General features: G+C 69.4%; 10 protein-coding genes. 6 read left to right on the forward strand and 4 right to left on the reverse strand.

Translation table 11 applies throughout. The features are described from left to right. Positions 1-264: 264 nt before the first annotated feature. Genes ACXRVZ_RS17370 through pxpB form a run of 4 tightly spaced genes read right to left on the reverse strand, consistent with a single transcriptional unit; the run spans position 265 to position 3,537 of the window. The gene (locus ACXRVZ_RS17370; protein ID WP_458232627.1) at positions 265-1,248 is read right to left on the reverse strand and encodes a DUF72 domain-containing protein; all 984 of its coding nucleotides are present in this window, start codon (positions 1,246-1,248) and stop codon (positions 265-267) included. 2 nt (positions 1,249-1,250) lie between these two features. Further along, on the reverse strand, positions 1,251-1,985 hold the full coding sequence (gene pxpA, locus ACXRVZ_RS17375; protein WP_457426212.1) for a 5-oxoprolinase subunit PxpA: 735 nt from the start codon (positions 1,983-1,985) through the stop codon (positions 1,251-1,253). Further along, positions 1,970-2,902 carry a 5-oxoprolinase subunit C family protein gene (locus tag ACXRVZ_RS17380; RefSeq protein WP_457426210.1) on the reverse strand — a complete coding sequence of 311 codons (933 nt, stop codon included), beginning with the start codon at positions 2,900-2,902 and terminating at the stop codon, positions 1,970-1,972. Before ACXRVZ_RS17380 ends, pxpA begins: the two co-directional genes overlap by 16 nt. Then, positions 2,899-3,537, reverse strand: a complete 639-nt coding sequence (gene pxpB, locus ACXRVZ_RS17385; RefSeq protein ID WP_457426208.1) for a 5-oxoprolinase subunit PxpB — start codon at positions 3,535-3,537, stop codon at positions 2,899-2,901. The genes ACXRVZ_RS17380 and pxpB overlap by 4 nt, the downstream gene beginning before the upstream one ends. Positions 3,538-3,579: 42 nt before the next feature. On the opposite strand from pxpB, the gene tadA reads away from it, so the two are divergent. The 6 genes from tadA to ACXRVZ_RS17415 all read left to right on the forward strand — a co-directional run bounded on the left by tadA (position 3,580) and on the right by ACXRVZ_RS17415 (position 11,699). After that, positions 3,580-4,122 carry a tRNA adenosine(34) deaminase TadA gene (tadA, locus tag ACXRVZ_RS17390; protein WP_457426206.1) on the forward strand — a complete coding sequence of 181 codons (543 nt, stop codon included), beginning with the start codon at positions 3,580-3,582 and terminating at the stop codon, positions 4,120-4,122. Then, complete coding sequence (locus ACXRVZ_RS17395) at positions 4,122-5,108, forward strand: LD-carboxypeptidase (RefSeq protein ID WP_457426204.1); 987 nt, start codon at positions 4,122-4,124, stop codon at positions 5,106-5,108. The genes tadA and ACXRVZ_RS17395 overlap by 1 nt, the downstream gene beginning before the upstream one ends. A 175-nt stretch (positions 5,109-5,283) precedes the next feature. Further along, positions 5,284-7,458, forward strand: a complete 2,175-nt coding sequence (locus ACXRVZ_RS17400; protein WP_457426270.1) for an ABC transporter substrate-binding protein — start codon at positions 5,284-5,286, stop codon at positions 7,456-7,458. Next, complete coding sequence (locus tag ACXRVZ_RS17405) at positions 7,458-8,441, forward strand: ABC transporter permease (protein ID WP_457426202.1); 984 nt, start codon at positions 7,458-7,460, stop codon at positions 8,439-8,441. The genes ACXRVZ_RS17400 and ACXRVZ_RS17405 overlap by 1 nt, the downstream gene beginning before the upstream one ends. Further along, entirely contained in the window at positions 8,438-9,874 is a 1,437-nt protein-coding gene (locus tag ACXRVZ_RS17410; protein ID WP_457426200.1) for an ABC transporter permease, read from the forward strand. The genes ACXRVZ_RS17405 and ACXRVZ_RS17410 overlap by 4 nt, the downstream gene beginning before the upstream one ends. Beyond that, complete coding sequence (locus tag ACXRVZ_RS17415) at positions 9,867-11,699, forward strand: ABC transporter ATP-binding protein (RefSeq protein ID WP_458232628.1); 1,833 nt, start codon at positions 9,867-9,869, stop codon at positions 11,697-11,699. Before ACXRVZ_RS17410 ends, ACXRVZ_RS17415 begins: the two co-directional genes overlap by 8 nt. Positions 11,700-11,800 lie beyond the last annotated feature (101 nt).

Consider the following 11,800-nt stretch of genomic DNA (forward strand, 5'->3'; position numbering starts at 1 on the left):
GGGCCTGTTAGCACTGCGGCAATGGGTCGCGAAGGCCCGTCACAAGGGGCCAATCAAGGCGCAGCGCGCCGCCCGCACWCGCGTGCGGGCCAGCGGTGCAACGCCGAGTGGCTCCTTGTGACGGGCCTTCCCGAAGGGTTGCCGCCAAAAAGGCCGCGCGCGGCGTTGCAAATGCTCGCCGGGTGCCCAACCCGGCTCCGCTTTGCGCCTTGCTCGCAGCCTTTTTGGCGACAACGCGACCCGTTGCCGCAGTGTTAACAGGCCCTAGCCCTGTACGACGGCTTGCGCCAGCGCCCGCACGCTCAGCGGCGCGCAGCCCTCCGCTTTGTTGGAGACGGTGACGAACACGTCCTGCCCCGCGCTGGCCGTGCCGCGGATGACGCGGGCCAACTCGGCGCGTGTCTCGGGGTCGGGGTCCAGCATCTCGTTGAACTCGCCGTACTTCTTCTCGGCCTCTTCATAGCCATACGCGCCGTGCAGGCGGTTCAGGTTCCAGCGCGCCACCAGCGGGCCGGGCCACAGCGCGCGCAGCAACGGCAGTTGTTCGGYGAGTGGCGGCAACTTGGGGTGCAGGCCCAGGCAGTAGCGCGCGCCGGTGTCGCGCAGCAGGGCAACGAGATCTGGCGTCAGCCAGGCGGCGTCGCGCACTTCGACGGCGATCACCCCGGCCGGCGGTTTGGGCAGGGCCAGCAGCAGCGCATGCAGCAGGTCGAACTGCTCGTTCATGCGCGCCAGCAGCGGGCCGGGCARGGGGCTGATCTGGAAGACCAGCGCACCTATGCGCTGCCCCAGGCCTTCGTAGGCGGGCTCTATGAAGTCCTGCAGTGCCGCAGCCGCGTCCAGGAACAGCGGGTTGGGCTGCCGGCCGCGGCCGTCCTCGCTGCGCAGCAGCGCGTCGGTGACGAGGCTGGGCGCCTTGACCGTGAAGCGAAAGCCCGGCGGCACTTGCTCGGCATGGCGCTGGAATTCGCTGGCGGCGAGGGGCCGGTAGAAGCCGCGGTCTATGCCCACGGCGCGCAGCAGCGGCTGGGCCGCGTAGGCCGGCAGGCCGGTCTTGGAGAGCGTCGCCGGGCTGTGCTTGCCGGCCCAGACCAGGCCATGCCAGCCGGGGTAGCTCCAGGTCGACGTGCCGAGGTGGATGTGGGGCGACAGCGCTGCGGCAAGCGCGACGTCTTCGGCCAGCGGTGGCGCGGGCTGTACGCCGCGCTGGCGTTTTTCGGGCGGGCCTCCGAAGAGCGCGTCCTGCATCGTCAGGGGCGCAGCTGCACGCCGGCAGCCGTGAGCGCCGCATGGATGGCGCGCGCGAAGGCCAGCGCATGCGGCCCATCGCCATGCAGGCAGATCGTCTGCGCCTGCAGCGGCACGGTCTCGCCGGTCACTGCGACGACGACGCCCTCGCGCACCATGCGCAGCGTGCGCGCCACGGCCTCGTCGCTGTCTTCGACAAAGGCGCCCGGTTGACTGCGCGGCACCAGGCTGCCGTCGGCGCGGTAGCCGCGGTCGGCAAACACCTCGGCCACGGCACGCAGGCCGGCGCGCTCGGCGGCGCGCAGCAGCTCGCTGCCGGCCAGGCCGTAGAGGGCCAGGCCTGGGTCCACGTCCAGCACCGCGCTGGCGATGGCGTCGGCCAGCACCGGGTCGCGCGCGGCCTGGTTGTAGAGGGCGCCGTGCGGCTTGACGTGGTGCAGCCGGCCGCCCTGGGCCTTGACGAGGGCGTCGAGCGCGCCGAGCTGGTAGATCAGGTCGGCCTGCACATCGGCGGGCTTCAACTGCATCTCGCTGCGGCCGAAGTTCTCGCGGTCGGGGTAGCTCGGGTGGGCGCCTATGGCCACGCCGCGCGCCAGCGCCGCCGTGACGGTGGCCTGCATCAACCGGGCGTCGCCGGCATGCCAGCCACAGGCGATGTTGGCGGAGCTGACCAGGGCCAGCAGCTCCGCGTCGTCGGGCGCGCCTTCGCCCAGGTCGGCATTCAGGTCGACATGCATAAGGCAATCCTCATCTGGTCCAGCAGCAATCGTTGTTCGCGCAGCGCCGCCAAGGCCTCGGCCGGCGTGCAGGGCACAAAGCGCAGCCGCGCGCCCAGGCGCAGCTGGCCAAGTTTCCACAGGTCGGCACGGATGACGATGCCGATCTTGGGGTAGCCGCCGGTCGTCTGCGCGTCGGCCAGCAACACGATGGGCTGGCCCGACGGCGGCACCTGGATGACGCCGGGCAGCATGCCGTGCGAGGCCAGCTCCTCGCCGCGTTCGCGCTCAAGCTGGGGGCCGGCGAGGCGGTAGCCCATGCGGTTGCTTTGCGGCGTGACGGTCCAGTCGCTGGCCCAGAAGGCCTCGCGCGCTGCCATCGTGAAGTCCTCGTGCTCCGGGCCGGGCAGCACGCGCACGGCGGGCGTCCACTCGGGCGGGCGCATGCCGACGGTGCGCGCGGGCAGGGCGGGGGAAGGGTTCAGCGGCAGGTGGTCGCCATCACGCAGCGCCCGGCCGTCCAGCCCGCCAAAGCCGCCCTTGAGGTCGGTGCTGAGCGAGCCCAGGGCGGGCGACAACGCCAGGCCGCCGGCAATGGCGATATAGCTGCGCATGCGCTCGCGCGGCGCGGCGAGCTTGAGCGTCTGGCCGGCGCGCACGCGCTGGCGCCACCAGGCGCGCAGCGGGCGGCCGTCCAGGCTGGCGTCGGCATCGGTGCCGGTGATGGCGATGCAGGCGTCCGCATGAAAGCGCAGCGTGGCCGCAGCGAGCGTGAATTCCAGGCCGGCCGCGCCGGGCGGGTTGCCGACGAGCAGGTTGCCCGCCTGCAGCGCGAACTCGTCCAGCGCGCCGCACAGGCTCAGGCCGCGGTCGCGCCAGCCGGGGCGACCGAGGTCCTGCACGGTGGCGAGCGGCCCGACGCGCAGGATCTCGATCATTCGGCGATTGCCACGAAGCGCACACGGTCGCCGGGTGCCAGCAGCGTTGGCGGTTCGGCCTGCGGGTCGAACAAGGCCAGCGACGTGCGGCCGATGAGCTGCCAACCACCCGGCGTGGCCAGCGGGTAGATGCCCGTCTGCGCGCCGCCTATGCCCACGCTGCCCACCGGCACGGCTACGCGCGGCTCGGCGCGGCGGGGCGTGTGCAGCGCCTCGTCCAGCCCGCCGAGGTAGGCGAAGCCGGGCTGGAAGCCGATGAAATAGACGACGTAGTCGCCCGCTGTGTGGCGGTGCACGACCTCGTCGATGCTGAGCCCGCAGTGCGAGGCGACGTCGCCAAGGTCGGGGCCGTCGTAGATCACCGGGATCTCGACCAGCCGGCCGAGCTGCTGGCGGCGCGGCGGTTTCGCCCACAGCGCCAGGGCCGCAGCTTCCAGCGCGGCGGGTTCGGTGCGCAGCGGGTCGAACACCAGCGTCAGGTTGTTCATGCCCGGCATCAGCTCCTGCACGCCGTCCACGTTGGCCAGGCCGGCTGCCAACTGCCAGACGCGCTGCTGCTGCTCCAGCGATAGCGGCGCCGGCAGCGTGCAGCACAGCGCCGTTTCGCCGAGGGGGTGGACCGATAGCTCACTCATGCTGTCAGCATGCCATGGGCGTCGCCTAAACTGCCGCCCCAGATGACAGAGCCGATCTTCACGCCCGCCGACGAGTACGCGATGCGGCTCGCACTCGACCAGGCGCAGAACGCCTGGCTGGTGGGCGAGGTGCCGGTCGGCGCCGTCATCACCCGCGGCGGCCAGGTGGTTGCGACCGGCTACAACCGCCCCATCACGACGCACGACCCGACCGCCCACGCCGAGATCGTGGCCTTGCGCCACGCGGCATCGCTGCTCGAGAACTACCGCCTGCCGGAGTGCGAGCTCTTCGTGACGCTGGAGCCCTGCGCGATGTGTGCCATGGCGCTGATGCATGCCCGCTTCAAGCGCGTCGTGTTCGCGGCGCCCGACCCCAAGACGGGCGTGGCGGGCTCGGTCATCGACCTGTTCGCCCAGCCCCAGCTCAATCACCACACGCGCATCGAGAGCGGGCTGATGGCCGACGCCTCCGCCAAGCTGCTGCGTGAGTTCTTCGCCGAACGCCGCGAGGCCGCCCGCGCACGGCGCGCCGAGCGCCAATGCCTCATCCCTACCGGCGAAGCCACGCACCTGGACGAATCCTGATGACGACCTCACTGACGATGTTCACCCCGGCCGGCGCTGTCTCCAAGGCCGAGGCGCTGAAGCGCGCCGCCAAACGGCTGACGCAGCTGGGCTTCGAGGTCGCCATCGACGCCGACGCGCTGGCCCGCCAGCAGCGCTTTGCCGGTGACGACGCCACGCGCCTTGCGGCGCTGCATCGCATCGCCGACGCAGCGCCCTCGGTGGCGCTGGCCACGCGCGGCGGCTACGGCCTGACGCGGCTGCTGGACCAGATCGACTGGAGCCGCATCGCGAAGAGCGTCGAGCAGGGCACGCGCTGGGTGGGCTACAGCGACCTGACGGCGCTGCAGAACGGTTTCATCGCCCGGCACAAAGGGCTGTCGATGTGGTCGGGGCCCCTTGCCTGCGATGACTTCGGCCGCAGTGAGGCGGAGGGCGGTGTCGACGAGGTCACGCGCGACTGCTTCCTCGAAGCCATGAGCGGCGCGCTGGAGGCCGTGGGCTTCCGTGAACCGACCGGTGGCTTCGACGGCCTGGAAGCGCGCGGCCGGCTCTGGGGCGGCAACCTGACGGTGCTGTGCTCGCTGCTCGGCACGCCGCACTGGCCCAGGATCAAGGGCGGCATCCTGTTCCTGGAAGACGTCAACGAGCATCCCTACCGCGTCGAGCGCCAGCTGCTGCAACTGCAACAGGCGGGTGTCATCGACGCGCAGGCGGCCGTGCTGCTGGGCGACTTCAGCGGCGCGCCCAAGACACCGAACGACCGGGGCTATGGCCTCAAGGACGCCGTCGCCGCGCTGCGCAGCCGTACCAAGACGCCGGTGCTGACCGGTCTGCCCTTCGGCCATGTGCGTACCAAGGTCTGCCTGCCGGTGGGCGGCACGGTCGAGCTCTACGTGCAGGGCCGCGAGGCCATCCTGGGCTGGCAGTCCGACCCGCGGCTGGCGCATGGCGCGCATCACCACGATGACGATTGTGGTGACGACTGCGGTCACGACCATCACTGAAGGCACCTCGGGTTTTCCACGCCGCGCTCTCACGGGAGTCGGGCTTGTATAGACGAGTTGCCCCTCTATGATTCCGCCCAACGCCTCGGCTCGTGCCGGGGCGTCGTTTTTTGAGGGCGTCGTCGTGGTGGGATTGGGCAGCTGGGTCAAAAGGGGTGTGGGCGCATTCGCGTTCATGTTGCTGGCCGGCTGCAACAACAGCCCGCACCCGCTCGGTGCCGAGCGCGAGAACACGCTCTACATGGCCTTCGCCGAACGCTCGCCGCGCTACCTGGATCCGACCTCGTCCTATACGGCGCCCGAGAGTACCTATGTCTACGAGATCAGCGAGCCGCCCTACGGTTACCACCCGCTCAAACGGCCCTACACGCTGATCCCGCGCGCTGCCGACGCGCTGGCCAAGCCCTACTACCTCGATGCGCAAGGCAGGCGCCTGCCCGACGACGCGCCCGACGAGCAGATCGCCGAGGCCGTCTACGACGTGCCCATCCACCCGGGGCTGAAGTGGTCGCCCCACCCGGCCTTCGCCAGGGACGCGCAAGGGAACTACCTCTATCACCACCTCAAGCCCGGCGAGCTGGCTGGCAAGCGCAGTCCCTTCGACTTCAAGCAGCTGGCCGCCCGCGAGGTGGTGGCCGAGGACTTCGTCTACGCGCTCAAACGCCACGCCAGCCCGCGCCTGGACGCGCCGGTGGCTGCGGTGTTCTCGGAGCACGTCCTGGGGCTGAAGGACTACATGGCCACGCTCAAGCGCGAGAACGCCAGTCAGCTCGCCGGCATGCCCCAGAACGTGGCCGACAAGCCCTTCCTGGACCTGCGCCGCTGGCCGCTGGCCGGTGCCGTGGCGGTGAACGACCACCTGCTGCGCATCCGCCTCAAGGGCCGCTACCCGCAGTGGCAGTACTGGATGGCCACCAACTTCACGGCGGCCATTCCCTGGGAGGTGGACGCCTTCTACGCCCAGCCCGGCATGGCGGCCAACTCGCTGAGCTGGAACCAATGGCCGGTCGGCAGCGGCCCGTTCATGATGACGGAGTACGTGCAGGACCGCCGGCACGTCATGAGCCGCAACCCCAACTACCGGCCCGACACCTTCCCCTGCGAAGGCAGCGAGGGCGATGCCGAGGCCGGCCTGCTGGCGGACTGCGGCAAGCGCATCCCCTTTGTCGACAAGGTGGTGGCCATCAACGTGAAGGAGAAGGTGCCCATCAAGGAGCTGTTCAAGCAGGGCTACCTGGACCTGCCCGAGATGGATCGTGCCGACTGGGGCGTGAACCTCGCAGTGGACCGCGACGACTCCGATGAGGTCAAGGCCTTCTTCGAGCATCGCGGTTTCCGGCTGCCGATGAATGTCGACATCACCAACTGGTACCTGGGCTTCAACTGGCTGGACCCGGTCGTCGGCCAGGGCGACACGCCGGAGCAGCAGAAGCGCAACCGCGCGCTGCGCCAGGCCATCTCCATCGCCATCGACTGGGAGGAGGGCTATGGCCGCATCTTCCGCGACCAGGGCGGCGACGCGGCCCACGGGCCCATCCCGCCGGGCGTGTTCGGGTCGAAGGAGGCGCAGCCGGGCGAGTTCAACCCTGTCACCCACCATCTGGTGAACGGCAAGATCGAGCGCCGGCCGCTGGCCGAGGCTCATCTGCTGATGGAGCAGGCCGGCTACCCTGGCGGGCGCGACGTGAAGACGGGCCGGCCGCTGGTGCTGAACTACGACTTCCAGCGCGTCATCACGCCCGAGCTGAAGGCGCAGAACGACTGGATGGTGCGCCAGTTCGCCAAGCTCGGAATCCAGCTCGACATCCGCGCGACCGACTTCAACCAGTTCCAGGAAAAGATTCGCAAGGGCAAGCACCAGATCTTCTGGTGGGGCTGGTTTGCCGATTACCCCGATGCCGAGAATTTCCTGTTCCTGCTTTATGGGCCGAACGCCAAGAGCCTGCACGAGGGCGAGAACACGGCCAACTACGCCAACCCCGAGTTCGACCGCCTGTTCCGCAAGCTGCAGGCGCTGGAGGATGGGCCCGAGAAGGCCCAGGTGATGGCGCAGATGAACGACGTGGCACGCCGGGATGCGCCCTGGGCCTGGGGCTACTGGAGCTATTCGGGCCTGGCCTTCCAGCACTGGGTCTACAACGGCAAGCCGGGCATCGTCGTGCGCGACCGGGCGCGTTATCTGCGCGTGGACGTGAACGAGCGCGCCGCCAAGGTGGCCGCTTGGAACCAGCCGGTCTGGTGGCCGCTGCTGGTGCTGGCAGCGGGTGGCCTGGCCATCTACATCGCCACGCGCCGCGCCTGGCGCAGGCGTGAGATGGCCACCGCCGTCGTCAAGGTGGAGGCCGCCTGATGCTGCGCTTCATGCTGCGCCGCCTGGGCTATGGCCTGGCCATCCTGGTGGGCGTCAACCTGTTCACCTTCTTCCTGTTCTTCTCGGTGAACACGCCCGACGACATGGCGCGGCTGAACATCGGCGGCAAGCGCGTCACGCAGGTGCAGATCGAGACCTGGAAGACCGAGCGCGGCTATGACAAGCCGCTGTACTTCGACGCCAGCCGGCAGGGCGGCGAGCAGTTCACGCACACCATCCTGTGGGAGCGTTCGGTCAGCCTGTTCGCGCTGGACTTCGGCAAGAGCGATGCGCGCCAGGCCATCAACATCGGCCACGAGGTCAAGGTGCGCATGGGCGTGAGCCTCGCGCTGGCGCTGCCGCTGTTCATCCTGCAGGTCATCGTCAGCATCGCCTTCTCGCTGCTGCTGGTGTTCTTCAGGCACACGCGCATCGACTTCTGGGGCGTCGTGCTGTGCGTGCTGATGCTGTCCATCAGCAGCCTGTTCTACATCATCGTCGGCCAGTTCCTGTTCGCCCGTGTGCTCAAGCTGGTGCCCATGAATGGCTTCGCGCCAGGGCTGGATGCGGTGCGCTTCCTGGCCCTGCCGATACTGTTGTCGCTGCTGTCACGGCTGGGCGGCGAGGCGCGCCTGTACCGAGCGATGTTCCTGGAGGAAATGGGCAAGGACTACGTCCGCACCGCACGCGCCAAGGGCCTGAGTGAAGGCCGCGTGCTGAGCCGCCATGTGCTGCGCAATGCGCTGATTCCCATCATCACCAGCGCCGGCAGCTACCTGCCTTATGTTTTCCTCGGCAGCCTGGTGTTCGAGAGCTTCTTCGGCATCCCGGGCCTGGGCGCCTTCGTCATCGAGGCCATCACGGGCCAGGACTTCGCCATCGTGCGGACCATGGTCTTCCTCGGCGCGCTGCTTTACATCGCCAGCAATGCGCTCATCGATATCGCCTACACGTGGGTCGATCCCCGCGTCAGATTGCAATGAAGTTCGTGCTGCTCTGGACCGACCTGGCGCTGTGGCTGATGGTGGCCGCCGTCGCCGTCTACGCGCTGCGTGTCAGGGCCCAGGCCAACCTGCGCACGACCTGGCGCCGTGTGCTGCGCGACCCGATCGCTGCGAGCGCCGGTGTCGTCATGGCGCTGTTCCTCGGGGTCACGCTGGTCGACAGCGTCCACCTGCGGCCTGCGCTCGCAACGGCCGATGGCAATACCGTCTACGACACCCGCACGCTGTCCACGCTGGACCTGCTGCTGGCGCGCCAGATCGCGATGCGCGAGGTCAGCTACTCGGTGCCGCTGGGCACGCATGGCTTCAACAAGGAGAGCTTCGTCGACGCCCAGGGCCAGGCCGGGCGTGACTATCCGCGCCTGAAGTTCGGCGGCAGTCACCTGAGCGACCCGGCCACGCAATGGGTCGGCGACGTGGCTCGCCGCAGCGCCGTCGGCCTGGCCGCTGGCGCCGCGATTGCCGCGCTGCTCGTCGCGCTGACCGCCGCCGCGCTGGCCCGCTACCACCATGGCTGGCGCCACGCGCTGGCCGACCTGGCTGCCGACCGCACCGTCTACCCGCTGCGCGCCGTCCTCATCATGCTGACGGTCATCCTGCTGCTGGCCGGCCCCGTCATCGCGCTGATGCCGCAGTACCACGTCTTCGGCACGGACCGCACCGGCAACGACATCCTCGTGCAGGCCCTGAAGAGCGTGCGCACGGCCTTCGTCATCGGTGCGCTGTCCACGCTGGCCACGCTGCCGCTGGCGCTGTTGCTGGGCGTGCTGGCGGGCTACTACAAGGGCTGGGTGGACGAGGTCATCCAGTATCTCTACACGACGCTGAGCGCCGTACCCAATGTGCTGCTGATTGCTGCCTGCGTGCTGATGGTGCAGGTCTTCTTCGACAAGAACCCCGAGCTCTTCGAGACGGCCGCCGAGCGGTCGGACCTGAAGATGCTGATGCTCTGCTTCATCCTCGGCCTGACCGGCTGGGCCGGCCTGTGCCGCCTGGTGCGCGCCGAGACCTTGAAGCTGCGCGAGCTGGACTATGTGCAGGCCGCCACGGCCTTCGGTGTGGGCGACCTGGCGATCATGGCCCGCCACATCCTGCCCAATGTGATGCACCTGGTGCTCATCACCGTGGTGCTGAGCTTCTCGGAGCTCATCCTCTACGAAGCCGTGCTGACCTATGTGGGCGTCGGCGTGGACCCCACCACCAGCAGCTTCGGCAGCATGATCAACCTGGCCCGCGCCGAGATGTCGCGCGACCCCATCGTCTGGTGGAGCTTTGCGGCCGCCTTCGGCTTCATGGTGGGCCTGGTGCTGGCCGCCAACCTGTTTGCCGACGGCGTGCGCGACGCCTTCGACCCCAAGGCCCGCTCGGCGCGGCCGCGCGTCTTCGTGCGCCGGGGAGCGGCCGATGCTTGAGATCGCTGACCTCCACGTCCAGCTCGACGCCGACGCCGGCGTGGTGCGCGCCATCGCCGGCATGCGCCTGAGCCTGGCGCGCGGCGAGACGTTCGCGCTGGTCGGTGAGAGCGGCTGCGGCAAGAGCATGACGGCGCTGGCCTTGATGCGCCTGCTGCCCGAGAACGGCCRCGTCGCCAGCGGTGCCGTGCTTCTCGACGGGCAGGACCTGCTGGCCCTGCCCGAGAGCCGCATGCGCGACGTTCGCGGCGGGCGGATGGCCATGATCTTCCAGGAGCCGTCGACCAGCCTGAACCCGGTCATGCGCGTGGGCGAGCAGATCGTCGAGGCCATCGAAGCCCACACGCCGCTGCGCGGTGCGGCGGCACGCGCCAAGGCCATCGACTGGCTGGCCCGCGTTGGCATCCCCGAGCCGCAGCGCCGCGTCGACGACTACCCCTTCCGCCTGTCCGGTGGCCAGAAGCAGCGCGTCATGATCGCCATCGCGCTGGCCGCCGAGCCCGATTACCTGATCGCCGACGAGCCGACGACGGCGCTGGACGTAACCATCCAGGCGCAGATCCTCGACCTCATCCGCGACCTGCAGCGCGAGCGCCAGCTCGGTGTGCTGCTGATCACGCACGACCTGGCGGTGGTCAGCGGCATGGCGCACCGCGTGGCGCTGATGTATGCCGGCCAGATCATCGAAGACGCGCCGGCGGCTGAGTTCTTCGCTCACCCTAAGCACCCCTACGCGCGGCTGCTGCTGCAAGCCCTGCCCGACGCCGCCCGGCGCGGCGAGCCGCTGGCGGCCATCGCCGGCACCGTGCCGCCGCTGTGGCTGGAGTTCGCCGGCTGCCGCTTCGCGCCCCGCTGCGACCGGGCCATGAGCCATTGCGCCACCACGCCGCCCGAGCTGACCGAGGAAGGCCCGCAGCACCGCGTGCGCTGCCTGCTCTACAGCCAGCCCGGCGAGGCGTTGCCGCGCGAGGTCGCGGTGCCCAAATCACTGCCATCCGTGCCGCCAGGGCAGGGCGCGCCGCTGCTCGACGTGCGTGACCTGCGCGTGCGCTTCGCGCTGAAGGTGCCGCTCTTCCATCGCGGCCCGCGCCACTTCGACGCCGTCGACGGAGTCAGCTACCAACTGCACGCCGGCCGCACGCTGGCGCTGGTGGGCGAATCCGGCTGCGGCAAGACGACCTCCGGCAAGGCCATCGTCCAGCTGTTGCGCCGCCAGGCGCAGATCAGCGGCCAGGCGCTGTTCGACGGCCAGGACCTGTTTCAGCTCAGCGGTGCAGCCCTCGTGAATGCGCGGCGCAGCATTCAGATCATCTTCCAGGACCCGTTCGCGTCGCTGAACCCGCGCATGCGCGTGGCGGACGTGCTGGAGGAGGGCCTGATCGCACTGCGCCCCGATCTGGATTCCGCCGCTCGCCGCGAGCGCCAGCACACCTTGCTCGACCAGGTCGGCTTGCGCCGCGACGCGCTGCAGCGCTGGCCGCACGAGTTCTCCGGCGGCCAGCGCCAGCGCATCGCCATCGCCCGCGCGCTGGCCGTCGAACCCCGTCTCATCGTCTGCGACGAGCCGACGTCCGCGCTGGACGTGTCGGTGCAGGCCCAGATCCTCAACCTGCTGCGCGACCTGCAACGCGAGCAGGGCTTGGCCTACCTCTTCATCACCCACAACATAGGCGTCGTCGAGTACATCGCCGATGAGATTGCCGTCATGCGCAGCGGGCGCATCGTCGAGCAGGGCGGCTGTGCAGACGTGCTCAGCCAACCGTGTGAAGCCTATACAAGGGACTTGCTCGCGGCGGTGCCGCGTCTCGTCGTCACAGAGTCCTGATCGCGCGTCGTGCGCCGACAACGCCTAGGGTTTTGACTCTAGGGATGGAAAAGGACGGAAACCGTTTTAAATCAATGGTTTACGTTGGGCGCCCAGCGGCG

The sequence above is a fragment of the Roseateles sp. P5_E8 genome, assembly GCF_054177665.1.

What these genes read in the sequence shown, in the direction of transcription:
- pxpA (WP_457426212.1), bottom strand. Translation starts at nt 1,985, where the DNA reads ATGCATGTCGACCTGAATGCCGACCTGGGCGAAGGCGCGCCCGACGAC.
- ACXRVZ_RS17380 (WP_457426210.1), bottom strand. Translation starts at nt 2,902, where the DNA reads ATGATCGAGATCCTGCGCGTCGGGCCGCTCGCCACCGTGCAGGACCTC.
- pxpB (WP_457426208.1), bottom strand. Translation starts at nt 3,537, where the DNA reads ATGAGTGAGCTATCGGTCCACCCCCTCGGCGAAACGGCGCTGTGCTGC.
- tadA (WP_457426206.1), top strand. Translation starts at nt 3,580, where the DNA reads ATGACAGAGCCGATCTTCACGCCCGCCGACGAGTACGCGATGCGGCTC.
- ACXRVZ_RS17395 (WP_457426204.1), top strand. Translation starts at nt 4,122, where the DNA reads ATGACGACCTCACTGACGATGTTCACCCCGGCCGGCGCTGTCTCCAAG.
- ACXRVZ_RS17400 (WP_457426270.1), top strand. Translation starts at nt 5,284, where the DNA reads ATGTTGCTGGCCGGCTGCAACAACAGCCCGCACCCGCTCGGTGCCGAG.
- ACXRVZ_RS17405 (WP_457426202.1), top strand. Translation starts at nt 7,458, where the DNA reads ATGCTGCGCTTCATGCTGCGCCGCCTGGGCTATGGCCTGGCCATCCTG.
- ACXRVZ_RS17410 (WP_457426200.1), top strand. Translation starts at nt 8,438, where the DNA reads ATGAAGTTCGTGCTGCTCTGGACCGACCTGGCGCTGTGGCTGATGGTG.